Here is a 25148-nt window from a genome sequence, read left to right as displayed (position 1 = left end):
CGGCGAGCCGACTGGTGTCGACCCGCCAGAGCGGGAAAGGGGTCTTAAGCCTGGGCTCCGACGATGAAGGTGACAGCGTCACCAACGGTCTTGAGGTTCTTGACCTCTTCGTCCGGAATCTTGACGTCGAACTTCTCTTCAGCGTTGACGACGATCGTCATCATCGAGATGGAGTCGATGTCGAGGTCGTCGGTGAACGACTTGCCCAGCTCAACCGTGTCGGTCGCGATGCCAGTCTCGTCGTTGATGAGCTCGGCCAGGCCGGCAAGAACTTCTTCGGTGGACAATGCCATGTTGTTTTCTCCTTGAGGGGGGTGTTTCGTTTGACCGCCACCCAGTTTAGGGGTGCGGCAGGACTTTGTTAGGGAAGGACGACGACCTGCGCGCCGAACACGAGGCCGGCACCGAAGCCGATCTGCAGCGCGAGGCCGCCGCTCAGCTCGGGGTTCTCCTCGAGCAGGCGGTGCGTTGCCAGCGGAATGGATGCGGCAGAGGTGTTGCCGGTTGTCGCGATGTCGCGGGCGATCACGACGCTCTCCGGCAGCTTCAGCTGCTTGGCGAACTCGTCGATGATGCGCATGTTCGCCTGGTGCGGGATGAAGGCGGCGAGGTCGTCGGCGGTGATGCCGGCGGCCGCGAGGGCCTGCTTGGCGACCTTGGCCATGTCCCAGACGGCCCAGCGGAAGACGGTCTGGCCCTCCTGGCGGAGGGTCGGCCACTCGGCGGCGCCGTCGCGGTACTCCACGAGGGTGTTGTTCATGCCGACCGCGTGAGCCTTGGAGCCGTCGGAACCCCAGACGGTGCTGGAGATGCCCGCGTAGTCGCTCGGGCCGATGACGACGGCGCCGGCGCCGTCGCCGAGCAGGAAGGAGATGCTGCGATCGGTCGGGTCGACGATGTCCGAGAGCTTCTCGGCGCCGATGACGAGCGCGTAGTGGGCGACACCGGTGCGCACGAGCGCGTCGGCCTGGGCGACGGCGTATGCGTATCCGGCGCAGGCGGCGTTGACGTCGTAGGCGGCGGCGGGGTTCGCACCGACACGGTCGGCGACGACGGCGGCCATCGACGGAGACTGCTGCACATTGCTGATCGTGGCGATGATGACGGCGTCGATGAGCTCGGGGGCGATCCCGCTGCGCTCGATCGCCTCGCGGGCGGCATCCGTCGCGAGGTCGAGCGCCGAGACGTCACTCGTCGCACGGGTGCGGGTGATGATGCCGGTGCGCTGCTGGATCCACTCGTCGGAGGAGTCGATCGGTCCGACGATGTCGTCGTTGGGCACGGCGACCGAGCCGCGCGCCGCACCGACCGCGTAGATGCGGGTGTACGCGGGGCCGTGCGACTGCTGCAGGGTGGGACGGGTCATGTTCTGCCGTTCTTCTGAGGTGAGGGTTAAGCCTGGTCGATGAGCTCGAAGGCGGCGGCGAGGTCGTCCGGCGTCTTGATGGCGACGCTCGGGATGCCGCGCATGGCGCGCTTGGCGAGGCCGGTGAGCGCGCCGGCAGGAGCGAGCTCGATGATGCCGGTCACGCCGGCTGCCAGGAAGGACTCCATGCAGAGATCCCAGCGTACGGGGGAGGAGACCTGGCCGACGAGCAGCTCGACGAAGCGGGCGCCGCTGGCGACCTGCGTGCCGTCGTTGTTCGTCCAGATCGGAAGCGTGGGGTCGGCGGGGGTGAGCGAGGCCGCGACCTCGCTGAGGTGGGCGACGGCCGGCTTCATGTACCGGGTGTGGAATGCGCCGGCGACCTGCAGCGGAACGACGCGGGTCTTGGCCGGCGGGTTCTCGGCGAGTGCCGCGAGGGCGTCGAGCGCTCCGGCGACGACGATCTGGCCGCCACCGTTGTAGTTGGCCGGCTCCAGGCCCAGCTCGTCGAGGCGGGCGAGCAGCTCGGCCTCGTCACCGCCGAGGACGGCGCTCATGCCGGTCGGCTCCAGTGCTGCGGCGGCGGCCATGGCCGTTCCGCGTTCGCGCACGAAGCGCATCGCGTCGGCGTCGTTCAGGATTCCGGCACCGGCGGCTGCGGTGATCTCACCGACGGAGTGCCCGGCGATCGCGCCGATCTTCTCGCGGCGGCCACCGTCGAGCAGCGCCTCAAGGGTAAGGATGCCGGCCGCGACGATGAGCGGCTGGGCGACGGCCGTGTCGCGGATCGTGTCGGCGTCACTCGTCGTGCCGTGCGCGACGAGGTCGATGCCTGCGGCATCCGAGATGGAGCGGAGGCGCTCGGCGAAGCGTGGCTCTGCGAGCCAGGGTTCGAGGAAGCCGGGGGTTTGGGAGCCCTGTCCAGGGCAGACGACGACGATCACTTCTCTAGTTTGCCAATCTGGGTCCGAGGACGAATGTGGATGACAAACAGCGTATCGGCGAATCTCTTGTGCGGCATGCACAGAAAGTAGCGCCTGTGATGCTCAACGGCGCCGGCGGAGCCCGTCGTGATCGCTGATGGACCCGATGATGAGCGCGGCCTGCAGGATGAGCGCCTCCCTGGCGCCTGTGGCATCCCAGCCGATGACCTCGGAGACACGCTTCAAGCGGTAGCGGACCGTGTTCGGGTGCACGAAGAGTTCGCGCGCCGTCGCCTCGAGCGAGCGTCCGTTGTCGAGGTAGCACCAGAGCGTGGTGAGCAGCTCGGTGGAGTGGGCCTGCAGCGGGCGGTAGATCCGGTGGATCAGGGTGGCGCGGGCGAGCGGGTCTCCGGCCAGGGCGCGCTCCGGGAGCAGATCGTCTGCCTGCACCGGGCGCGGGGCGTGGCGCCAGGAGTGCGCGACGGCGAATCCGGCCAGTGCGGCCTTGGCGCTCTTGGACGCGTCGACGAGATTGGGGACCTCGTGGCCGAGCACGAGATGGCCCTGCCCGAAGTGCGGCTCGAGCTGCACGGCCATGTCGAGGAAGCTGATGACGTCCTCTGCAGGCGCCGGCTCGTCCTCGCTCTCGGGATTGGCTCCGGGGGAGGGCTGCGAGCGTCCGATCACGAGCACGAGGCGGTTGCCCTGCACGCCGATGAGGACGTCGGCCGCCATGTGCCTGGCTGCGCGGCGCAGCTGGTCGACGTCGAGCATGCGCGGGGTCGTTCCGACGAGCACGGCGACCTCGCCGTGGCCGTGCCAGCCGAGTGCCGCGATGCGGCTCGGAAGTTCGTCGTCGTATTCCCCGGCGAGGATCGAGTCGACGACCAGGGCTTCGAGGCGGGCGTCCCAAAGGCCGCGGGCCTCGGCGGCACGAGCGTAGACGTCGGCCGCGCCGAAGGCGATCTCGCGGGAGTACAGCAGGATCGCTTCGTGCAGACCTTCGCCGCGGTCCTTCACGCGCTCCTCGACGACCTCGACGACGACGCGGATCAGCTGGAGCGTCTGCTGCAGGCTCACCGAGCGCAGCAGCTCGCGCGGGGCGGCCCCGAACACGTCCGCGGCGATCCACGGCGTCGAGGCCGGGTCGTCATACCAGGAGATGAACGAGGTGATGCCCGCCTGCGCGACGAGGCCGACGGCGGAGCGCCGCCCCGGTGGCATGTCGCCATACCAGGGCAGCGTCTCCTCGAGACGTTTCAACGTGGTCGTGGACAGCTCACCAGAAATGGTGCGCAGCCACGCCAGCGTCTCTTCTCTTGTCTTCGGCCTCGTCGCCACGGTGTGTTAGCTCTCGCCCCCGGCTGAGCCCGTCGTACCGGCGTTCACATCGTGCAGACGGTACTTCTCGATTGCCTGCGCCGGAGCGTTGCGGTCCACCTCGCCGCGGGCGGCGAGCGCCTGCAGCGTGCGGACGACCATCGACGGGCCGTCGATCTTGAAGAAGCGACGGGCAGCGGCGCGGGTGTCGCTGAAACCGAAGTCGTCGGCACCCAGGGTCGCGTACGTTCCGGGAACGAAGGGGCGAATCTGGTCGGGGACGCTGTGCGAGTAGTCGGTCACGGCGATGAACGGGCCCTGAGCGGTGCCCAGCTTCTCCCAGACGTACGGCGTGCGCGGCTCGGCATCCGGGTTCAGGAAGTTGTGCTCGTCGGCGGCCAGGCCGTCGCGGCGCAGCTCGCTCCACGAGGTGACCGACCAGACATCGGCCGAGACACCCCAGTCGTTCGCGAGCAGTTCCTGCGCCTCGAGGGCCCACGCAATCGAGACACCGGATGCCAGCAGCTGAGCCTTCGGGCCGGCGATCGTGCCGTCCTTGAGCTTGTAGATGCCGCGCACGATGCCGTCGACGTCGAGGTTCTCCGGCTCGGCCGGGTGGATGATCGGCTCGTTGTACACGGTGACGTAGTACATGACGTTCGGGTCTTCGTGCTCGCCGCCGTACATGCGCTCGAGGCCGCTGCGGATGATGTGGCCGATCTCGTAGCCGTATGCCGGGTCGTACGAGACGACGGCCGGGTTGGTGGCGGAGAGAACGAGCGAGTGGCCGTCGGCGTGCTGCAGGCCCTCACCGGTCAGCGTGGTACGACCGGCGGTCGCCGCAATCATGAAACCGCGGGCCATCTGGTCACCGGCGGCCCAGATGGCGTCGCCGGTGCGCTGGAAGCCGAACATCGAGTAGAACACGTAGACCGGGATCAGCGGCTCGCCGTGGGTGGAGTAGCTGGTTCCGATGTTCGTGAACGACGCGAGCGCGCCGGCCTCGTTGATGCCGACGTGGATGATCTGGCCCTGCGGGCTCTCCTTGTAGGCGAGCAGCAGTTCGCGGTCGACCGAGGTGTAGTGCTGGCCGTTCGGGTTGTAGATCTTCGCCGTCGGGAAGAAGGCGTCGATACCGAAGGTGCGGGCCTCGTCGGGGATGATCGGCACGATGCGGTGGCCGAAGCCCTTGCTGCGGATCAGGTCCTTCAGCAGACGCACGAACGCCATGGTGGTGGCGATCTCCTGCGTGCCTGAGCCCTTCTTCGCGATCGCGTACGCGGAGTCATCCGGCAGCGAGATCGCGGTGTGGGCGGTGCGACGCTCCGGCAGGTAGCCGCCGAGCTCGCGACGACGCTCGTGCAGGTACTCGATCGCCTCGTCGTTGTCTGCCGGCTTGTAGTACGGCGGCAGGTACGGGTTCTCTTCGAGCTGTGCGTCGGTGACCGGGATGTGCATGGCGTCGCGGAACGTCTTGAGGTTGTCCAGCGTCATCTTCTTCATCTGGTGGGTCGCGTTGCGGCCCTCGAAGCTCGGTCCGAGGCCGTAGCCCTTGACGGTCTTCGCCAGGATGACGGTGGGCTGGCCCTTGTGCTCGGATGCCGCCTTGAACGCCGCGTAGATCTTGCGGTAGTCGTGGCCACCGCGCTTGAGGCCCCAGATCTGGTCGTCGGACAGGTCCTTGACGAGCTCGAGTGCACGCGGGTCGCGACCGAAGAAGTTCTCGCGCACGTATGCGCCGTTCTCGGCCTTGTAGGTCTGGTAGTCACCGTCGGGGGTGACGTTCATGAGGGTGCGCAGTGCGCCGTCGGTGTCGCGGGCGAGGAGGTCGTCCCACTCGCGGCCCCAGACGACCTTGATGACGTTCCAACCGGCGCCACGGAAGAAGCTCTCGAGCTCCTGGACGATCTTGCCGTTGCCGCGGACGGGGCCGTCGAGGCGCTGCAGGTTGCAGTTGATCACGAAGTTGAGGTTGTCGAGGCCCTCGTTGGCTGCGACCTGCAGCTGGCCGCGGCTCTCGACCTCGTCCATCTCGCCGTCGCCGAGGAACGCCCAGACCTGCTGGTCGCTTGCATCCTTGATGCCGCGGTTGGTGAGGTACTTGTTCGTCTGAGCCTGGTAGATCGCGTTGATCGGTCCGAGACCCATCGACACGGTCGGGAACTGCCAGAACTCCGGCATCAGGCGAGGGTGAGGGTACGAGGAGAGACCGTACGGGGCCTGTGACTTCTCCTGGCGGAATCCGTCGAGCTGCTTCTCGCTCAGGCGGCCCTCGAGGTAGGCGCGGGCGTAGGTGCCGGGCGAGGCGTGACCCTGGATGAAGATCTGGTCTCCGCCGCCCGGGTGGTCCTGGCCGCGGAAGAAGTGGTTGAAGCCGACCTCGTAGAGAGAGGCGGCGCCGGCGTAGGTGGAGATGTGTCCGCCGACCGAGATGCCGGGGCGCTGTGCGCGGTGCACCATGACGGCGGCGTTCCAGCGCAGCCAGGCGCGGTAACGGCGCTCGATCTCCTCATTGCCGGGGAACGGAGCCTCGTTCTCGGGGGCAATGGTGTTGATGTAGTCGGTGGTCGGAACCATGGGAACACCCAGGTGCAGCTCTTTCGAGCGCTTCAACAAGCTCAGCATGATCTCGCGACCACGTTCGTGCCCGTGAGCGGCGACGAGCGCATTGAGTGATTCGGCCCACTCTGCTGTTTCCTCCGGATCGGAGTCCAGGTTGTTGACCGAGTACGGGTCCTGGTCGTTGACAGTCACAGTCGACCTCTCTCTATGTGTTAGAACCGATCGCGTGTGCAGACCAAGCCGTGTCGGCGTGCTCAAAAGTCGAACTTCACACATGCGAAGACCTGGTCGGGTCGCGACCGGGCACAATCAGTCATCCTATTGATTCTATTTCGACCGTGTGTGCACCGGGGCCGTTACGATCGATGCTGGCATTCGACGACTCGCCGTCGAATCGGAACAGGAGTCGCACAATGACGCTGCAGATCGGCACAACCGCCCCCGATTTCGAGCTGCTGAATCAGTGGGGTGAATCGGTGCGGCTCAGTCAGTTCCGTGGCGAGAAGGCCGTCGCGATCGTGTTCTTCCCGCTCGCCTTCTCCGGCACGTGCACGGGGGAGCTCTGCGAGCTGCGCGACAACCTGGCGATCTTCGATGACGAGGATGTGGTGCTGCTCGGCATCTCCGTCGACTCGAAGTACTCGCTGCGGGCGTGGGGGGAGCAGGAGGGCTACGGCTTCCAGCTGCTCGCCGACTTCTGGCCGCACGGTGCCGTCGCGCGCGAGTACGGCGCGTTCTCCGAGGAGCGCGGCTACGCGACCCGGCTGACCGTGCTGATTGACCGGGATGGCGTCATTCGGGCCTCGTTCCACGCCGCCCCGGGCGGGGCCCGCCCTCTCTCGGACTACCGGGCCGCGCTGGAGACGCTCCGCGTCTAGGCCGTTCCGCTCCTCAACCGCCCAGGATGTTCACGGCGCGGGAGATCACGAGGGCGAGCAGGACAAAACCGGTGACCCCTTGTACGCCCATGATCAGCTTCGTGCGGGAACGCATCGGCATGGCATCCGTCGGGCTGAACGCCATCATGTTTGTCAGCGAGACGTAGAGGTAGTCGACGAAGCCGGGGCGCCAATCGGAGCGGCTCGAGGATATGCGGCTGATTTCGTCGACGTCGTCGCCGCTCTCATCCTGCGGGAACTTGAAGTCGGCCGTGCGCAGCTCGCTTCTGGTCAGGTTGCCGCGTGCAACGGGGCCGCCGCGGTCGATGTCCCAATAGAGCAGCCCGAAGGCGATGACGTTCGTGATCCAGACCTGCAGCGCCGTCAGCAGGATCTGCGCGCCGTTGGCCGATCCCTCGATGAGCGAGCGGATGACGAACGCGACGTTCACCTGATTGGCGACGACGAGCGCCACCGTGAAGGTGATCGAGAGCCAGCGCGACCACTCGGACTGCCGGGTGAGGCGGTGCGGATTCTCGACGAGCAGCGGCAGGAACATCAGGATCAGGATGACGGTCGCAACCTGTCGCAGCACGGCCGTGTCCGGGTTCGGCACGAGGATGTAGAGCACCAGGGCGACGACGAGACCGGCGAAGGCAGGCCAGCGTGTCTCGGAGCGGCGCTCCTGGGCGTCGCGGTCATCGGCCACCGCTGGCGATCTGCTCATGAGCCGAGTGTATGGACGCGCCCGGGCGGCGGGGCGGCGGCGCGCGGCATCCGGAAATCCCTATAAGATAAATGAGTCGTTGCGAGCGGTAGTTCGTAATGGGCCTTTAGCTCAGTTGGTAGAGCGCCACGTTTACACCGTGGATGTCATCGGTTCGAGCCCGGTAGGGCCCACAGAAAGAAAGCCCCCGCGCATGCGGCGGCTTTTCTTGTTTGCGGCCGGATTTCGACAGACGATTCACGAACGCTTGGCTCGTGTGTTCCGGACGACCGGGATGGCAATGGACAAAGCAATGGCTGCGGCCCCGATCAACGCGGCGGTGGTGAGGCCCCAGTCAGACTGGACGGTGATGGCGCTGTTGTCGCCTTCATCGTCGAAGGTGCACTCCACACCCATCGGCCACCAGATCACCTTCGTGTTGTAGGGCGTCGCGTCAAAGGCGGCTTCTTCCGGCACATCAATGTGCAGGCATGTTTCGCCGGCGTGGGTGCGAACGTTGAACCAGTAGTGCGTTGCGAGGCTCAAGCCCAGGACAAGAAATCCGCCAACGGCCAGCGCAGCCGCCGTGGCGGTCCACGCCACAGAAGTTGTCGCCGATACCCGAGCTCCCGCGGACATGGTGGAAGTGTAGTTGGGGAACGCGAGATCCGAGCCGCTCAGAGTGCCTTGACCGGCTGCCTCAGAACGGTCTTGAGCTTGGCGGGGTCTGTGCGACGCGCATCGCTGAGGTAGATCTCATGGTGGTCGCCGTTGAAGTCGAGGTTGTGGGCGGGCAGGTACTCGTGGTGCAGCCGGTCAAGGGTCGGCGCCTCGTCGTCGTATGAGCCGATGTGCAGGATCTGGACGCACCCTCCCTCGTTGAGCGTCATCAGGCGCACCTTCTCGATGGCCGCAAGGGGCCTCTTCGCGCGGAGCGTGACGATCGCGGCGTCCACCATCTCGGCGGTGATCCACTCCGGTTGGATGATCATCGCCGTCCAGTCCCAGGAATCCTTGTCGCGTGAAGTGAACGCCATCATGTCGGCGGCTCGCCACAGCGCCTCCAAAGGCCCGACGACGAAGTCGCGCCCGAGCGCGTTTTTGCTCTCGAACTTCAGTGTGTACGAGACGCCGTAGAGCGCCTCGATCGCGTCCGCGTAGGCCTGCGCCGTGTTCGGATCGCCGTGGCCGTCCACGGCGAGGTAATGCATCTCGGGCACGTCGACGATCGCGAAGTCGGCGGATGACGGTGCGTAGAGCGCTTTGTGCGCCCGCTTGATGTCGTACTTCTCCAACAGGGTCCCCTCACCTCGCGGTCATCGGCTCGTGAGGCTCACGAGCCGTCGGCTCGAGCGGGTCATGGCGACATAGCTACAGCCCCTTCGATGCCCGTGCCGACGCTCTCGGGATCACTCAGCACGACGAGATCGAACTCGAGGCCTTTCGACAGTTCCGGCGTGAGCCAGCGTAGCCGGGGACGCGCCGGGGGAGGCGCCGACTCGTGGCCCGCCGCCTCCCACGCTGACGACCCTCGTGAATCGTCCACCTCCCACGCTGGCTTGAGGGAGCGCCAGCGACCGAAGCCCCGAGCCCTCGCCGGGCACTCCCGCCCCCCCTGGCGACCCCTCGTGAATCGTCCACCGCCCACGCTGACTTGAGGGAGCGCCAGCGACCGAAGCCCTGAGCCTTGGCCGGAAAACCCGTTGGTTGAGCTTGTCGAAACCCCGCAGGCCTCGGTTATGTCACGGTCCACGGTTGCCTGTGGACAACCCCTGACTCAGGGCCTCTTTGCGAGAAGTCGTGTCGGTGGTCGGTGAGACGATTTAGGCATGAGCGAAGCACTGTTGCAGCTCCCCGGATCGGCCGCCGACCCGGTCATCACTGGATGCCTGAACGGCCTCGCCGCGGTCCAGTCCTCGATCGGATCCGCCCAGGCCGAGCAGTACCGCTTCATCGAAACGGCCCGCGCCCACGCGATCGCCACGGCGGATCCGATGGGTAAGTCGCGGCGGATCGAGGAGGACTTCGCGCTTCGCAGCATCACCGCCGAACTCGCACTCGTCCTCCGGGTGCACGAGCGGACCATGACCGGGCTCATCTACGAGGCCAAGCAACTCGGCACCGTGTTTCAGAACTCGCTGGCCGCCCTCGCCGCCGGCACGGTCGGCCAACGCCACGTGCGGGAGATCCTCGCCCAGGCCGTCACCCTCCCACCGGAGCTCCACGCCCGCTTCGAAGCCGAAGCCTTGACCAAGGCGGCCACACAAACCCCGACCGCGTTCCGACGGACGGCGGCGAGGATCCGGGAACGCCTCCACCCCGATTCGTTGACTGTGCGGGCGGCGAAGGGCCGGGCGGAACGCCGACTCTGGTTCGAACCCGCCGCTGACAGCATGGCGTGGCTGCACCTGCACTTGGAGGCGGAGAGAGCGATCGCAATCACCGAACGGATCAGTCAACTCGCCGACCAGGCCCAGGCTGAGGCCCTCGATACCGCCGACCTGCCCGACACGCGGACCGCGCTGACCTCGGGGACGCACGCCCAACTGGAGGCAGACATCGCCGCCGAACTGCTGCTCAGTCCACCCGCAGGCGGCACTTCAAAGTCGCGGATGCCCGGGCTGGCGTTCTCCCGCCCCGAGGTCTTCGTCGCCGTGCCGAAACTGACGATCCCGTACGCGACCCTGATCGGGCAGTCCGACGACCCGGCGGAGCTGCACGGCTATGGGCCGATCGACGCCGACACCGCCCGCCGGCTCGTCGCCGCAGCCCCGACACTGCACCGGATCCTCGTCGACCCGGTCGACGGCACCCCACTTCAACTGGACCCGCGGAAGTACCCGCTCACGAAAGCGCTGCGCCGCTGGATCCTCTACCGCGACCAGATCTGCCGATTCCCCGGGTGCACCCGGAAGGCCGAACGGTCCGAGATCGACCACACCCACCCCTTCGGGTACGACGGCCTCAGCGAAGAGGACAACCTGGCGGTGCTGTGTAAGAAGCATCACCGGCTCAAGCACAACTCCCGCTGGCGGGTCCGACAGCTGGGGCAGGGCGGCCTCCGCTGGGTCAGCCCGGCCGGCCGCATCTACGACACCCACCCGGCCCCACCCGGCAGCCGAAGACCCCCACCGGACCCGCCGCCAGCCCCGCCGCCGTCCCAGCCGGTTGAGCCGCCCCCGCTGGTTGATCCTGTCGAAACCCCAACGAACTACCCGGACACCCCGCCGTTCTAGGCACCGGCGCTGCCCTCATACGTCTGGTCCTCACCGAGGTCAAGGCGGTTCACGCCGCAGCGGCGTGACCTCGGCTAGAACGAGGCCGAGCGTCCGCGATCGATCTGCGCCTGAATCTCAGCGGCCGCACGCGCGCCCTCATCGTCGCCCACCACGGCACTCACGCGGCGGAACGGTCGCCTGCTCACGACCAGCGCGGTGATCAGAATTCCGGCCAGCACTACGCCGCCGCTTGCCACCATCGCCGCAACAAGTCCAGTCATCGTGAGCCCCCTCGGTTGCCGCGAGCCTAGCTCGACCGAGCGCGGGTGTCGAGGCCGACGCATTGCGACGCTGATTGCCACGATTTCGGCCTCCTGCCCGCTATGTTGAGACCGACAGCCGCGTCCGACTGTCGGGGAATCGATTCATCACCGTGAGTCGGAATGCACGAAGGCGAGCACGATGTCATCAACAGAAGCGCCAAAGGTCAAGGAATCCGGCCGATTCCTCAACGCCATCGAGACGCTCGGCAACAAGGTGCCCAACCCGACGATCATGTTCGTCTACCTGATTGCCTTCATCGCGCTGCTCTCCGCGGTGCTCTCGTGGATCGGCGTCAGCGTCACCGATGAGGTGATCACCCCGGTTCCGATCGAGCAGCTCGAACAGCTCAACAACGCCCTCGGCGGAACGATCATGCCGTACGACACCTCCACCGGGGCGTTCGTCGATCTGCCAGAGTTCACGACAAGCGAGCAGACCTTCGCGGTGCGCAGCCTGCTCTCCCCGGACGGCATCGAGTTCTTCTTCTCGTCCTTCGTCGACAACTTCGCCGGATTCGGTGTCGTCGCTGTGACGCTCGTCGCCATGGCCGGCGTCGGTGTTGCCGAACACGCGGGCCTCATGGGCGCGCTCATCCGCAAGATCGTCAAGGTCGCCCCGCGCTGGTCGCTCGCCTTCATCCTGATCTTCGTCGGCGTTCTCTCCTCCGTCGCCTCGGATGCCGGCTACCTCATCCTCATCCCGTTGGCCGCAGCCGCGTTCCTCTCGGTCGGGCGCCACCCGCTGGCCGGCATGGCCGCGGCGTTCGCCGGCGTCGGCGCGATCTTCTCGGTGAACGTGCTGATCACCCCTGTGGACTCGATGCTGACCGAGATCACCAACGAGGCGCTCGGCAGCCTGGGACTGCAACCGCTCACCGTGACGGCGAACCTGTTCTTCGCCATCGTGTCCTCCGTGTTGATGGCGCTCATCGCCGTCGTCGTGACCGTGCGCATCGTCGAGCCCCGCCTCGGCAGCTACACGATGGTCGAACCCGTCGACGCGACCACCGGCGAGGCGGTCGACGAGAAGGGCGAGGCACGCGGCCTTCGCTTCTCCCTGTGGGGTCTGCTCGTCGTCGTGGTCATCGTGCTCGCACTCACCCTGCCGCCAGGAGCGCCCCTGCGCGACAACGAGACCGGCGAACTCATCGGCGCGACGCCGTTCATGGCCAGCCTGATCTTCATCATCTCGCTCGGCTTTCTCGTCTGCGGCGCCTGCTACGGCATCGGCGCCAACACCATGCGCGGCGGCAACGCCGTCGTCGGCGCCATCGGCAAGACTTTCGGCAGCCTCGGCGGCCTGCTGCTGATGTTCCTGATGATCTCCCAGTTCATCGCCCTCTTCAACTGGACCCACCTGCCGACCGTCGCAGCCGTCGAGGCCGCTCACCTGCTCGAACAGGCCAACGTTCCAGCCGTCGTCCTGCTCGTCGCCTTCGTGCTCGTGATCTTCGTCCTCGACATGATCCTGCCCGGCGTTGTGCCGAAGTGGGCGATCTTCGCGCCGATCTTCGTGCCGATCTTCGCGGCGCTCGACGTCGCCCCGCAGACGTTGCTCGCCGCCTACCGCGTCGGCGATTCGCCCATGAACGTGCTGACCCCGTTGATGGTCTATCTCCCGTTCATCGTCACGATCGCGCAGCGCTACAAGAAGGATGCCGGCATCGGCACGATCATCGCGCTGATGGTGCCGTACACCGTCTGGATTCTCGTCGGCTGGATCGTGCTCTATGCGGGCTGGTTCCTGCTCGGGATCCCGTGGGGCCCCGATTCACCGGTGAGCTTGTAGCAGCGGCGCGGCCGCACAGAGGGGGATTCCATGACTGACACTGAGGAGACGACGCCACCGACGCGTCGTGAATGGCTGGGGCTCGCCGCTCTGTCCACAGCGCTTGGCATGATTGTGCTCGACGGCACGATCGTCGGTGTCGCGCTGCCGACGATCATCCGCGATCTGAACCTCGACCTCACCGACGCCCAGTGGGTGAACAGCATCTACGCCGTCGTCCTGGCGGCGCTGCTGCTCTCCTCCGGGCGCTTGTCCGACCGGCTCGGCCGGCGCCGGATGCTCCTCGTCGGCCTCGTGCTCTTCATGATCGGCAGCATTCTGGCCGCGCTCTCGGATGCCGCGAGCCCACTGATCTGGGCGCGTGTCGTGCAGGCGCTCGGCGCCGCGCTCATCATGCCCGCAACGCTGTCGACGGTGAACGCGACGTTCCGCGGGCGCTACCGGGCCGCGGCGTTCGGAGTCTGGGGAGCGGTGATCTCCGGCGCGGCTGCCGTCGGCCCGCTCGCCGGTGGCGCACTCACGCAGTACGCGTCGTGGGAGTGGATCTTCATCGTGAACATCCCTCTCGGCCTGATCGTCATGGTCGCGACGGTGCTGTGGGTGCGTGAGACGCGCGGAGGCGACAACCGCCCGGGCGTCGACGTCGACGGGGCCCTGCTCAGCGGCATCGGTTTCGGTGCGCTCGTCTTCGCCATCATCGAGGGGCCCAACCTCGGCTGGTGGACCCCCACGATGGACTTCACGATTTTCGGCCTGACCTGGCCGGCGACCGCGCCGATCTCGATCGTGCCCGTCCTGCTGCTGATCGGCATCGTGGCGCTGGTCCTGTTCGTGCTGTGGGAGCGTCACCGCGCGCACAACGGTCGCTCGGCGATCCTCGACCTGACCCTGTTCAGCCTGCCGACCTTCGCCTGGGGCAATGTGACGGCGGCGATGGTGGCCGTCGGCGAGTTCGCGATCATCTTCGTGCTGCCGCTGTACCTGATGAACGTGCTCGGGCTCGATGTGATGATCGCCGGCCTGATCCTGGCGGCGATGGCCGTCGGCGCCTTCCTCTCCGGAGCATCTGCCCGCCACCTGGCCGCGCGGTTCGGCGCGCCAGGCGTCGTGCTCCTCGGACTCTTCCTCGAGGTCGCCGGAGTCCTCGTCCTGGCGCTCTTCATCAGCTCGACGACCTCCGGCTGGGCGATCGCGGCGATTCTCGCGGTCTACGGCCTCGGCCTCGGCCTGGCATCGGCCCAGCTCACCAGCACCGTGCTGCGCGACGTTCCGCCGAAGCAGTCCGGTCAGGGCTCCGCAACCCAGAGCACCGTGCGACAGGTCGGCTCCGCCCTCGGCACGGCGTTCTCCGGTGCGGCCCTCTCCATGGCGCTGGCCTTCACTCTGCCGAACGCGCTCGCGCAGGACGGCATCACCGGCGACGCTGCGACGCAGGCGGCGGAGGAAACCAGGCAGAGTGCGGGAACGACGATCGAGATCCTTCGGCAGCAGGGCTCGTCGAGCCCATTCGGCTCCGACACAGACACGGTCGTCAAGGCGCTGGCCGAGGGATTCAGCGACGGAACGAGAGCGGCAATGCTCGTCGCGGTGGTGTTCCTCGCGCTCGGTGTGCTCGGCGCCGTGCGCGTCTGGGTGGTCGCCCGACGGACGAGCGCGGGGGAGCCTAGCGCCGAACGATGATCTCGGTGGGGAGCCAGCGCGGGGAATCGTAGCGGCCGCTGATTCCAGCCGGCCCGATCGCGGGGAACGGGCCCTCGAAGCCGGCCGCCTGATACGCGGCCTCACTGCTCGGAACGACCTCGGCCCGATCATCCGCGATGAGGGCGTTGAGCGCAGCGACCGCATCGTCGCTGAGGCCGTACCAGGCCACGATGTTCTCGCCGAACATCATCGCGTTCTCGCCGTCGACGGCGACACCATGGCGGGCGAAGAGGGAGACAACGTCGGGGATCGTACGGCCGCCGCTGCCGCGCATCTCGGTGATCACGGCTTCCGTGATGGCGGCGTCGTCGAATTTCCCGGCGTGCATCGAACTCTCCTTCGGCTGGGTGAAAGTGCCCGCCTACTAGCTAATCAGAAACGCGACACAACGCCGTGCCCCTACTCTGTTGAGATGAGCGAAGTGGTGACTCCGGGTAGACGGCGCGCTCTCGACCGCGCGCGCCATCCCCGGTCTGATCGCGCGTGCACCGTGGTGGGTGCTACTCCTCGTCGGCCTCGCCTGTATCGCACTCGGTGCGCTGCTCGTGCTGCGCCCGCTCAGCTCGCTCTCGGTGCTCGCGGTCTACATCGGCCTCAGCTTCATCGTCTCCGGCATCGGTGACCTCCTCGGCGCGGCCCAGAGCTCGGCCCCGCGCACCACGACCGTCATCGGTGTGGCCTGGATCGTAGCCGGAGTGCTCGTGTTGGTCTGGCTCGGTGTCGCGATCGATGTGCTGCCCGCCTTCCTCGCCGTATCGCTCATCGCGACCGGCATACTCGGCATCGTCGCCGTGTTCCGCGGCACCCGCGATCAGCGGGCCGCCGCCATGTTGTTCTCACTCGCCGACATCATCTTCGGAGCGCTGGCGTTGCTCTGGCCCGATGTGACCCTGCTCGTCGTCGCCGTGCTCTTCGGGGTGCGCACGCTCATCTTCGGCTTCGGCACGGTGTGGAGCGCGATCCTCAGGGCGCGGGGCACGGATGCCGCGGCATCCGCATCGCAGCCCCGGGTCGCGCGGTGGCTCCGGCTGGCCGGCGCGATCGGTGCGGTGGCGCTTGCTCTCATTGCCAGCTCACTGGCCTGGACCTTTCAGCCCGGGACGGCTCGCGCTGACTCCTTCTACTCTGCCCCGGCGGACGTGCCGAGCGAGCCTGGGCAGCTACTGCGTGTCGAACCATTCGAACGGGCGGTTCCAGAGGATGCGCTCGCCTGGCGGATCCTCTACACGACGACGGATGCCGGCGGCACGCCGACCATCGCCAGCGGGATCGTGCTGACGAAGGCCGACGGCCGCGCCGTTCCACGCGACGCGATCGCGTGGGCGCACGGGACGACTGGCTACGCCACGAACTGTGCGCCATCGCTGCTCGAGAATCCATTCGCCGCCGGCGCCCTGCCCGCACTCGACAGCATCATCGACGAGGGCTGGGTGCTCGTAGCCACCGACTACGCCGGGCTCGGAACGAGCGGTGCCCAGCCGTACCTGGTCGGTGAGGGGGAGGGCCGCTCCGTACTCGACGCCGTGCGGGCAGCGCAGCAGATGAGCGAGGTCACGCTGAGCGGTGACACGACGATCTGGGGGCACTCGCAGGGCGGTCACGCTTCGCTGTGGGCCGGCCAGATCGCCGCCGACTACGCGCCGGATCTCGATATCGCCGGCGTCGTCGCGCTCGCACCGGCCAGCGACGTGATCGGGCTGCTCGAACACCTGCCGACAGTCACGGGCGGCAGCGTCTTCGCCTCCTTCGTTGCTGAGGCGTACTTCGCGCACTACCCGGATGTGCGGCGTGCCGTCTACATCGACCCGGCCGCGCGGACGCTCGTGAAGGAGATGTCGACCAGATGTCTCTCGGAGCCGGGCGCGCTCGTCTCGGTGCTCTCGGCCCTCTCGGTCGAGACAGACAAGAGCATCTTCCGCAGCGACCCGACGCACGGCGCCCTCGGTGAGCGGCTGCGGCAGAACACGCCGAGCGGTGAGATCGCTGCGCCGCTCTTCGTCGGGCAGGGCGGCGCCGACCCCCTGGTGGCTCCCGCGATCCAACGCAACTACCTGCTCGGGCGCTGTGCGGCGGGCCAACAACTCGAGTACCACGAGTACCCCGGGCGCGACCACATGGGTGTCGTCAGCCCAGGGTCCCCGCTCATCGACGATCTCCTCGACTGGACCTCCGCACGCTTCGCCGGTGAGGACTTCACCCCGAACTGCGAAACAATCCGGGCAGACTGAACGCCGAGCGCCGGTAGGCTGGGAGGGTGCCAACAACTCTCACCGACGTCATCCGCGTAGCCCACGAACTGTGGCCGCTGGATGGTGCCGAATCGTGGGATGCCCCCGGCCTGGTCAGCGGCGACGGTGCCGCCCCGGTTCGCCGCATCGTGCTGGCCGTCGACGCGGTGGCCGACACCGTCGACGAGGCGATCGAGCTCGGCGCCGACCTGCTCATCGCACACCACCCGCTGCTGTTGCGCGGAGTGACGAGCGTTGCCGAAGACCGGTACAAGGGTTCGCTGCTGCGCCGCCTGATCAAGGCAGACTGCGCGCTGCTGACCGCGCACACCAACGCCGACGTCGTCATGGACGGCGTCTCCGACGTCATCGCCCAGAAGCTCGACCTCACGGATGCCGTCGCCATCACATCCAATCTGCTCGACCCGCGCGTTGGCATCGGCCGCGCCGGAACGCTTCGCGAACCGACGACGCTCGGCCGCCTCGCCCGCACCCTGGCCGAACTGCTGCCGGCCACCGCCGGCGGTGTGCGCGTCTCCGGCGACTACGACGCCGTCATCAACACGGTGTCGCTCTGCGGCGGCGCGGGCGACTCGCTGCTCGCCCAGCCGGCCGTGCTGGCGTCCGACGTCTACATCACCAGCGATCTGCGCCACCACCCGGCATCCGAAGCCCGTGAGCAGGCAAAGCTGAACGGCCGCGGCCCGGCACTGATCGATGTGTCGCACTGGGCCAGTGAGTGGCTCTGGCTCGACTCGGCAGCCGCCCAGCTGCGCGTCGTGCTGCCCGGCGTCGAGGTCATCGTCAGCGAACTCAACACAGACCCCTGGGATTTCGTGGTCACGCAGTAACCGAACAGACTGACCTGCCCCATCATCAACACAGCATCACCAAGAACTGCACCACCAAGAGGAGACCCCACGTGAAGGCACGCGAAGCGGAACAGAAGAATCTGCTGCGGCTGCAGGAAGTCGATACCCGACTGCAGCAGCTCGCCCACCAGCTGAAGAACCTGCCGCAGGAAGCGACGCTGTCGACTCTCGCCAAGACGCTGGAGGAGGTGCGCCGCCGCTTCGCCATCGCAACGGGCGAAGTCGACGACGCGCGCACCGAACTCGGCCGGCTCGAGTCGGACGTCGCCGTCGTCGAGGCGCGCATCAAGCGCGACTCCGAGCGCATGCTGCAGAGCTCATCGGCGAAGGATCTGCAGGCACTCGAGTCCGAACTGGCGTCGCTGACCAAGCGCAGGGGAGATCTCGAGGAGATCGAACTGACCGTGATGGAGCGCGTCGAGGAGAAGGAGGCCGCACTGGCCGCCATCCTCGCCGAGCGTGACGGCGTGCTCGACGAGGTGAGCGTCGTCGAGCAGGAGCGCGACCGCGCCGCAGCCGAGCTCGTCGTGCAGCAGGCGGATGCCGAGCGCGACCGGTCCGCCGTGGCGAAGACGGTCGGCGACGATCTGCTGGCCCTCTACGAGAAGCGCCGTGTCATCGGCGGTGGTATCGGCGCCGCGCTGCTGCGCGCGCGCACCTGCCACGGCTGCAACATGACGCTGACCGGTGCCGACCTCGAGACCGTGCGTCAGGCATCGTGGGACGACGTGCTGTTCTGCCCGGAGTGCGACCGTATCCTCATCCGCACCGACGAGTCAGGCATCCCGCTCAACTAGCCTGCTGCCACACGGTAGGCTTGATCCTGCGAATGGGTCGGCAAGACGGTCGCGTCACACGCTCGCATTCTTGAATGTGAGCGTGTGCCGAGGAACGTCCGGGCTCCGTAGAGCAGGGCGGTGGGTAACACCCACCCGGGGTAACCCGCGAGACAGTGCCACAGAAAACAGACCGCCTCGAACTTCGGTTCGCGGTAAGGGTGAAACGGTGGTGTAAGAGACCACCAGGGGCCAGGGTGACCTGGCCTGCTCGGTAAACCTCGTCCGGAGCAAGGTCAGACAGAGAACGATGCGGCTGCTCGTCGCGTTCTCGGGTAGACCGCTAGAGGGCTGCGGCAACGTAGTCCCGAGATAGATGGCCGTCCAGCGCCGCATCCTCGTGGTGCGGCGGGGACAGAACCCGGCGTAATAGCCGGCCCATTCGCACCAATCCGGCTTCTATGCCTCGTCGGGCATGAAACGGTAGCCCATCCCTGACTCGGTGAGAAGGTAGCGCGGCTGCGACGGCTGCGGCTCGAGCTTCTTCCGCAACTGCGAGAGGTAGAGCCGCAGGTACCCGGTGTCGTTCGTGTACTGCGGCCCCCACACCTCGGTGAGCAGCACCTGCCGTGTCACGAGGCGGCGCGGGTTCCGCACGAGCACCTCGAGCACCTGCCACTCCGTCGGCGTCAACCGCACGATCTCCTCAAACGACTCGTTGGTTGAGCTTGTCGATACCCGGCGGGTCACCTGGCGGGCGGCGAGGTCGACGGTGACATCGCCGAAGCGCACGACCGGCTCGTCGCTCGCGGCGGGGGTGCGCCGGGTGAGCGCACGAATGCGCGCAAGCAGCTCATCGACCGCGAATGGCTTCGTCACGTAGTCGTCGGCACCGGCATCCAGCGCGTCCACCTTGTCGGCCGAATCGCTGCGCCCGGAGACGACGAGGATCGGCGCTGAACTCCAGCCGCGCACCGCCTCGATCACCTGGATGCCGGTGAGCACCGGCATCCCGAGGTCGACGACGAGCAGATCGGGGTGCTGGGTCGTGGCCAGGCTGATGGCCTCCCGGCCGTCGCGGGCGACGATCACCTCGTAGCCGTGCGCGGCCAGGGTGATCTGCAGCGCCCGGAGGATCTGCGGGTCGTCGTCTGCGATCAGGATTTTCACTCTGCGGCTCTCTCGGATTGGGGTGATGTGGATGCCGGCAGCGTGACGACCATCGTCAGGCCGCCGCCGGGGGTGTCGTCGGCTTCGAGCGTTCCGCCCATGCCCTCGACGAAGCCTTTCGAAAGCGCGAGGCCCAGGCCGATCCCGGTGAGGTTGTCGATGTCGCCGAGGCGCTGGAACGGCACGAACATGTCGCTCTTGCGCGCGTCGGGCACGCCGGGGCCGTGGTCGCACACACGCAACTGCACGGTGCCGCCGAAGGTGCTGGCGGCCAGGAGCGGCGGCTGGTCGTCGGGGGAGAAGCGCACGGCGTTCGCGATGAGGTTGACGATCACCCGTTGCAACAGCCCCTCATCTGCGCGTACCGCCGGGAGGTCGGCCGGCAGGTCGATCTCGATGGCGCCGGGGCGCAGCGCGAGCTCGTCGAGTGCGGAGGGCAGCAGGTCATCGATCTCGACATCGGCGAAGCTCACCGCGAGCACACCGGCCTGCACCCGGCTGACGTCGAGCAGATTCGTGACGAGGGCCGCGAGCGCGTCGAGGCTCTCCGCGGCCGTCGCGAGCAGGGTGGAACGGTCGGCCTCGCTCAGTGCGATGCCATGCGATTGCAGGCTCGTCACGGCGGCCGTCGCCGCGGCCAGCGGGCGGCGCAGATCGTGGCCGACGGCTGCGAGGAGCGCGCTGCGCACACGGTCGGTCTCGGCGAGCGGCCCGACCTCCTGCGCCGTCGCGGTGAGGTCCGTGTGTTCGAGTGATGCGTCGATCTGGGCCACGATCACGGCGAGCAGGCGGCGGTCGCTGGCCTCGAGGTCGCGGCCGGAGAGCTCCAGCGTGGCTCGATCGCCGACGGGCAGCACGGTGGTGTGCTCCGGCTCGGCCGGCTCGCCGTCGGTGTAGAGCACCTCGTCGCCGGCCAACAGCCGCACTCCGTTCAGCCCGAACGACTCTCTGGTGCGGGAGATGAGCGACTGCAGGGCGTCCTCGCCGCGCAGCACCCCTCCGGCGATCGTGGCGAGCAGCTCCGACTCCGCCGCGGCGCGGCTGGCGATGCGGCTGCGTCTGGCCGCCTGGTCGACCACGAAGCTCACGAGCGCGGCCACGACCATGAACAGGCCGAGCGCCAACAGGTGCAGCGGGTGGGCGATGGTGATCGTGTAGAGCGGGGCGACGAAGAAGAAGTCGAGCGCGAGCCCGGAGAGCACGGCGGCGAACATCGCCGGCCAGAACCCGCCGATCATGGCGACCACGACGACGAGCAGCTGGAAGGCGAGCACATCGCTGGCCATCGACTCGATCGAGCTCGTCGCCGAGAGCCCCCAGGTGAGCAGTGGCCCGACGATGAGCGCCGTGGCGAAACCCGCGATGCGGCGGCGCCGGGTCAGGCCGCCGGTGAGCCGCGGCAGCGCGAAGCGCATGCCGGCGTGGGCGTGGGCGACGATGTGCACGTCGATGTCGCCGGATTCGCGGATGACGGTGGCGCCGATCCCCGGACCGCTGAGCAGCGCGGCGAGGCGCCCGCGACGGCTCACACCGATCACGAGTTGGCTGGCGTTACTGCCACGGGCGAAGTCGACGAGGGCGGTGGGGATGTCGTCCCCGATCACCTGGTGGTAGCTGCCGCCGAGCTGTTCGACGAGCGCCCGCTGCCTGGCGAGCGCCTCCGGGTTCGCGGCACGCAGCCCGTCGTGGCTGGTCACGTGCACGGCCAGCAGCTCGCCGCCGGAGGAGCGCGCGGCGATCCGCGCGCCGCGGCGGAGCAGCGTGTCGCCCTCCGGTCCGCCCGTCAGGGCGACGACGACGCGCTCCCTGGCCTCCCACTTGGCGTCGATGCCGTGCTCAGCACGGTAGCGCTGCAGCGAGCTGTCGACCTCGTCGGCGAGCCACAGCAGGGCGAGCTCGCGCAGCGCCGTCAGGTTGCCGAGGCGGAAGTAGTTCGACAGCGCGGCGTCGATCCTGGTCGCCGGGTAGACCTCGCCGTCGGCGAGGCGGTCACGGAGTGCCTGCGGGGCCAGGTCGACGACCTCGATCTGGCTGGCACTGCGCAGCACGGCATCCGGAATCGTCTCCCGCTGCGGCACGCCCGTGATCTGCTGCACGACGTCGTTGAGTGATTCGATGTGCTGGATGTTCACCGTCGAGTAGACATCGACGCCGGCGTCCAGCAGCTCGGCCACGTCCTGCCACCGCTTCGCATTGCGTGAACCGGGGGCGTTCGTGTGCGCGAGCTCGTCGACGAGGGCGATCTGCGGATGCCGCGTGATCACGGCATCCAGATCCATCTCGTCCAGCGAGACGCCGCGGTGCTCGAATGCGGTGCGGGGAACGACCTCGAAGCCGTCGAGCAGCTCTGCGGTGCCTGCGCGGCCGTGGGTTTCCACGACCGCGACGACGACGTCTTTGCCGGCCGCGCGGAGCCTGCGCCCCTCTTCGAGCATGGCGAAGGTCTTGCCCACTCCCGGAGCGGCGCCGAGGAGCACCCGCAAACGACCCCGTGACACTAGTTCTTCGCATCCATTTCTGCCAACGCGAGGCGCTCGAGTGCAACATTCAGCGCGAGCACGTTGACGGTCGGTTCGCCGAGATAGCCGAGATCCCGTCCCTGAATCATAGACTCGAGCAGCCCGGCGACGGCCGCGCGGTCCAGGCCCCGCGCGTCGGCGACCCGGTCGATCTGCAGCCGCGCGTACTCGGGGCTGATGTGCGGGTCGAGCCCGGAGGAGGACGCGGTGACGGCGTCGGCCGGGATCTCGGCCCGAGCCGCACCGTCCAGATCCGCGATGGCCGCCTGACGATCACCGATCGCCGCGATGAGATCCGGGTTCTCCGGCCCCCAATTGGTGCCGCCGGACGCCGCAGCGTCGTAGCCGGAGGCGGAGGGCCGCGGCTGGAACCACTGCGGGAGCGGGGCGCCGTCGGCATCCGCGAACGACTGCCCGATCAGGCTCGATCCGACGACCGCGCCGTTCGAGGTGACCATGGATCCGTTGGCCTGCACGGGCAGCGCGAGCTGGCCGACCAAGGTGATCGTGAGCGGGTAGAGCACGCCGAGGATCAGCGTGAGCACGAGCATGGCTCGGAGTGCGACGCCGTACTGGCGCAGTGTGCCGCGTGGTGCAGGCATGATGTCGTCTTTCTCTGTCTGAGGGGTGTGGTGGGTCAGAAGCCGGGCAGCAGGCTCACGACGAGGTCGATGAGCTTGATGCCGATGAACGGGGCGATCACTCCGCCGAGGCCGTAGATCAGCAGATTGCGGCGCAGGATCTGGGATGCAGACGCCGCGCGGTAGCGCACGCCGCGGAGGGCCAGCGGGATCAGCGCGACGATGATGATCGCGTTGAAGATCACGGCGGAGAGGATCGCGGATGCCGGCGAGCTCAGCCCCATGATGTTGAGCACGGCCAGGCCGGGGAACGCCCCGGCGAACATCGCCGGGATGATCGCGAAATATTTGGCCACGTCGTTGGCGATCGAGAAGGTGGTCAGCGAGCCGCGTGTGATCAGCAGCTGCTTGCCGATGCGCACGATGTCGATCAACTTGGTCGGGTCTGAATCGAGGTCGACCATGTTGCCGGCCTCTTTGGCTGCGGATGTGCCCGTGTTCATCGCGACGCCGACGTCGGCCTGGGCGAGCGCCGGGGCATCGTTCGTGCCGTCGCCGGTCATCGCGACGAGGTTGCCGCCAGCCTGCTCCCGCTTGATCAGCTCCATCTTGTCTTCCGGTGTCGCCTCGGCCAGGAAGTCGTCAACTCCGGCCTCCGCGGCGATCGCCCTGGCGGTCAGAGGGTTGTCACCCGTGATCATGATCGTGCGGATACCCATCCGGCGCAGCTCGGCGAAGCGCTCAACCAGGCCGAGCTTCACGACGTCCTTCAGGTAGATCACACCGAGCACCCGGGTCACCCCGGCCGCCGAGCGTTCGGCGACGACGAGCGGGGTGCCACCGAGTTCGGAGACGCGTCGCACCTCGGCGTTGAGTTCGTTGTTCGCCTTGGTGGTCGCCGCGCCGTTCTCGGCGGCCCAGGTGGCGACCATCGAACCGGCGCCCTTGCGAAGCTGGGCACCGTCGGCGTAGTCGACGCCGCTCATCCGGGTCTGCGCCGTGAACGGCACGACCTCGTGTCGGCGCGGTTCCTCGCGCAGCAGAGTCGGGTCGAGTGTCTCCGCGAGCGCAACGATCGACTTGCCCTCTGGCGTCGGGTCGGCGAGCGATGCGGCGTGGGCGGCGGCGACGAGTGCGGCGCGGGTGGCGCCGCCGACGGGGATGAACTCGGCGGCCTGGCGGTTGCCGTAGGTGATCGTCCCTGTCTTGTCCAGGAGCAGAGTCGTGACGTCGCCGGCGGCCTCGACGGCACGACCGGAGAGGGCGAGCACGTTGTGCTGCACGAGTCGGTCCATGCCCGCGATGCCGATCGCCGAGAGCAGGGCACCGATGGTCGTGGGGATGAGGCAGACCAGCAGGGCGACCAGCACGGGCACGCTGGGCGCGGCATCCGAGTAGCCGGCCATCGGCCCGATCGTCACCACGACGACGAGGAAGATGATCGAAAGCGTCGACAACAGGATGTTGAGCGCGATCTCGTTCGGCGTCTTCTGCCTGCTCGCACCCTCGACGAGGCGGATCATGCGGTCCACGAAGGTCTCGCCCGGCTTGCTGGTGATGCGCACGACGATGCGGTCGGAGAGCACCCGGGTGCCGCCGGTGACCGCGCTGCGGTCGCCGCCGGATTCGCGCACGACCGGGGCGGATTCGCCGGTGATGGCCGACTCGTCGACGGAGGCGATGCCCCAGACGATGTCGCCGTCGCCGGGGATCAACTCGCCTGCCGCCACGACCACGATGTCACCGAGGAGCAGATCGGCGGATGCCACAGGCACGGTCTCCGAGCGTTCGGCTCCGGCATCCGCCCCGGAATAGTCGCTCACCCTGTGCGCGATCGTGCTGGTGCGCGTGGCGCGCAGGCTCTCCGCCTGCGCCTTGCCGCGGCCCTCTGCAACGGACTCGGCGAGGTTGGCGAAGATCACGGTGAGCCAGAGCCAGACGGCGATGCCGGCCGTGAAGGACGGAGCCATGGCGGAGCCGCCGGATTGCTCGGGGCTGCCGAGGAACGGTTCCGCGATCGCGAGAAGCGTGGTCAGCGCAGCTCCGACCTCGACGATGAACATGACGGGGTTGCGCCACATCTGCTTCGGGTGCATCTTGCGCAGCGCGCCGGGCAGCGCGGCGACGAGCTGCTTCGGGCCGAAGGCACCCTGCGGCGTCTTCGGGGCGTGTGGGTGGTGTTGGTGCGTTGGCGTTTCGAGAGTTGTGGACATGGC

21 protein-coding genes, 1 tRNA gene and 1 other RNA gene are annotated in these 25148 nt (G+C 67.8%); 9 read left to right on the top strand and 14 right to left on the bottom strand.

Going from position 1 to position 25148, the window contains the following annotated elements; genetic code table 11:
- Positions 1 to 44 precede the first annotated feature (44 nt).
- The 5 genes from EV379_RS08135 to aceE all read right to left on the bottom strand — a co-directional run bounded on the left by EV379_RS08135 (position 45) and on the right by aceE (position 6363).
- Positions 45 to 293 carry an acyl carrier protein gene (locus EV379_RS08135; protein WP_047410294.1) on the bottom strand — a complete coding sequence of 83 codons (249 nt, stop codon included), beginning with the start codon at positions 291 to 293 and terminating at the stop codon, positions 45 to 47.
- Between the two features lie 68 nt (positions 294 to 361).
- Positions 362 to 1366 (bottom strand): beta-ketoacyl-ACP synthase III, encoded by a 1005-nt coding sequence (locus EV379_RS08130; RefSeq protein WP_130505696.1) that lies wholly within the window; start codon positions 1364 to 1366, stop codon positions 362 to 364.
- 26 nt (positions 1367 to 1392) lie between these two features.
- Complete coding sequence (locus EV379_RS08125; RefSeq protein WP_130505695.1) at positions 1393 to 2310, bottom strand: ACP S-malonyltransferase; 918 nt, start codon at positions 2308 to 2310, stop codon at positions 1393 to 1395.
- Positions 2311 to 2412: 102 nt separating this feature from the next.
- Positions 2413 to 3630 carry a PucR family transcriptional regulator gene (locus tag EV379_RS08120; RefSeq protein ID WP_130505694.1) on the bottom strand — a complete coding sequence of 406 codons (1218 nt, stop codon included), beginning with the start codon at positions 3628 to 3630 and terminating at the stop codon, positions 2413 to 2415.
- Positions 3631 to 3636: 6 nt separating this feature from the next.
- On the bottom strand, positions 3637 to 6363 hold the full coding sequence (aceE, locus tag EV379_RS08115; RefSeq protein WP_130505693.1) for a pyruvate dehydrogenase (acetyl-transferring), homodimeric type: 2727 nt from the start codon (positions 6361 to 6363) through the stop codon (positions 3637 to 3639).
- A 221-nt stretch (positions 6364 to 6584) separates the two neighbouring features.
- Between aceE and EV379_RS08110 the strand changes: the two genes are divergently transcribed.
- On the top strand, positions 6585 to 7049 hold the full coding sequence (locus EV379_RS08110; RefSeq protein WP_130505692.1) for a peroxiredoxin: 465 nt from the start codon (positions 6585 to 6587) through the stop codon (positions 7047 to 7049).
- Positions 7050 to 7062: 13 nt separating this feature from the next.
- On the opposite strand, the gene EV379_RS08105 is transcribed toward EV379_RS08110, so the two are convergent.
- On the bottom strand, positions 7063 to 7776 hold the full coding sequence (locus tag EV379_RS08105) for a DUF1345 domain-containing protein (protein WP_130505691.1): 714 nt from the start codon (positions 7774 to 7776) through the stop codon (positions 7063 to 7065).
- Between the two features lie 100 nt (positions 7777 to 7876).
- On the opposite strand from EV379_RS08105, the gene EV379_RS08100 reads away from it, so the two are divergent.
- A tRNA-Val gene (locus EV379_RS08100) sits at positions 7877 to 7949 on the top strand.
- A gap of 64 nt (positions 7950 to 8013) precedes the next feature.
- Here EV379_RS08100 and EV379_RS08095 read toward each other — a convergent pair.
- Positions 8014 to 8394, bottom strand: a complete 381-nt coding sequence (locus tag EV379_RS08095; protein ID WP_130505690.1) for a hypothetical protein — start codon at positions 8392 to 8394, stop codon at positions 8014 to 8016.
- Positions 8395 to 8432: 38 nt separating this feature from the next.
- Entirely contained in the window at positions 8433 to 9050 is a 618-nt protein-coding gene (locus EV379_RS08090; RefSeq protein WP_130505689.1) for a GyrI-like domain-containing protein, read from the bottom strand.
- Positions 9051 to 9584: 534 nt separating this feature from the next.
- Between EV379_RS08090 and EV379_RS08080 the strand changes: the two genes are divergently transcribed.
- A complete protein-coding gene (locus EV379_RS08080; RefSeq protein WP_130505688.1) occupies positions 9585 to 10991 on the top strand; it encodes an HNH endonuclease signature motif containing protein in 1407 nt (468 codons plus the stop codon).
- 74 nt (positions 10992 to 11065) lie between these two features.
- Here EV379_RS08080 and EV379_RS08075 read toward each other — a convergent pair whose 3' ends face one another.
- The gene (locus EV379_RS08075; RefSeq protein ID WP_130505687.1) at positions 11066 to 11254 is read right to left on the bottom strand and encodes a hypothetical protein; all 189 of its coding nucleotides are present in this window, start codon (positions 11252 to 11254) and stop codon (positions 11066 to 11068) included.
- Positions 11255 to 11435: 181 nt separating this feature from the next.
- Between EV379_RS08075 and EV379_RS08070 the strand changes: the two genes are divergently transcribed.
- Together EV379_RS08070 and EV379_RS08065 are read left to right on the top strand one after the other, a co-directional pair.
- A complete protein-coding gene (locus tag EV379_RS08070) occupies positions 11436 to 13085 on the top strand; it encodes an AbgT family transporter (RefSeq protein ID WP_130505686.1) in 1650 nt (549 codons plus the stop codon).
- Positions 13086 to 13115: 30 nt separating this feature from the next.
- Positions 13116 to 14765 carry an MFS transporter gene (locus EV379_RS08065; protein ID WP_130505685.1) on the top strand — a complete coding sequence of 550 codons (1650 nt, stop codon included), beginning with the start codon at positions 13116 to 13118 and terminating at the stop codon, positions 14763 to 14765.
- Here EV379_RS08065 and EV379_RS08060 read toward each other — a convergent pair.
- Complete coding sequence (locus tag EV379_RS08060) at positions 14749 to 15114, bottom strand: hypothetical protein (RefSeq protein ID WP_130505684.1); 366 nt, start codon at positions 15112 to 15114, stop codon at positions 14749 to 14751. The two genes, EV379_RS08065 and EV379_RS08060, sit on opposite strands and share 17 nt — an antisense overlap.
- 169 nt (positions 15115 to 15283) lie before the next feature.
- On the opposite strand from EV379_RS08060, the gene EV379_RS08055 reads away from it, so the two are divergent.
- The 4 genes from EV379_RS08055 to rnpB all read left to right on the top strand — a co-directional run bounded on the left by EV379_RS08055 (position 15284) and on the right by rnpB (position 19107).
- Positions 15284 to 17014, top strand: a complete 1731-nt coding sequence (locus EV379_RS08055; protein ID WP_207226214.1) for a lipase family protein — start codon at positions 15284 to 15286, stop codon at positions 17012 to 17014.
- A gap of 26 nt (positions 17015 to 17040) precedes the next feature.
- Positions 17041 to 17865 (top strand): Nif3-like dinuclear metal center hexameric protein, encoded by an 825-nt coding sequence (locus EV379_RS08050; RefSeq protein WP_130505682.1) that lies wholly within the window; start codon positions 17041 to 17043, stop codon positions 17863 to 17865.
- Between the two features lie 71 nt (positions 17866 to 17936).
- Positions 17937 to 18683 (top strand): zinc ribbon domain-containing protein, encoded by a 747-nt coding sequence (locus EV379_RS08045; protein WP_130505681.1) that lies wholly within the window; start codon positions 17937 to 17939, stop codon positions 18681 to 18683.
- 33 nt (positions 18684 to 18716) lie between these two features.
- Positions 18717 to 19107, top strand: an RNA gene (rnpB, locus tag EV379_RS08040) — RNase P RNA component class A.
- A gap of 14 nt (positions 19108 to 19121) precedes the next feature.
- Here rnpB and EV379_RS08035 read toward each other — a convergent pair.
- Genes EV379_RS08035 through kdpB form a run of 4 tightly spaced genes read right to left on the bottom strand, consistent with a single transcriptional unit; the run spans position 19122 to position 25145 of the window.
- Positions 19122 to 19832 (bottom strand): response regulator, encoded by a 711-nt coding sequence (locus EV379_RS08035; protein WP_130505680.1) that lies wholly within the window; start codon positions 19830 to 19832, stop codon positions 19122 to 19124.
- Positions 19829 to 22330, bottom strand: coding sequence for a DUF4118 domain-containing protein (locus EV379_RS08030; protein WP_130505679.1), 2502 nt, complete (start codon positions 22328 to 22330; stop codon positions 19829 to 19831). Before EV379_RS08030 ends, EV379_RS08035 begins: the two co-directional genes overlap by 4 nt.
- Positions 22330 to 22953, bottom strand: a complete 624-nt coding sequence (gene kdpC, locus EV379_RS08025; protein WP_130505678.1) for a potassium-transporting ATPase subunit KdpC — start codon at positions 22951 to 22953, stop codon at positions 22330 to 22332. Before kdpC ends, EV379_RS08030 begins: the two co-directional genes overlap by 1 nt.
- Positions 22954 to 22988: 35 nt before the next feature.
- A complete protein-coding gene (kdpB, locus tag EV379_RS08020; RefSeq protein ID WP_130505677.1) occupies positions 22989 to 25145 on the bottom strand; it encodes a potassium-transporting ATPase subunit KdpB in 2157 nt (718 codons plus the stop codon).
- Between the last annotated feature and the right edge of the window lie 3 nt (positions 25146 to 25148).

This window comes from Microterricola gilva, from assembly GCF_004217495.1.
GTDB classification, from domain to species: Bacteria; Actinomycetota; Actinomycetes; order Actinomycetales; family Microbacteriaceae; genus Microterricola; species Microterricola gilva.
Note: the sequence above shows the minus strand (reverse complement) of the source record. Positions and strands in the feature narration are given on the sequence as shown.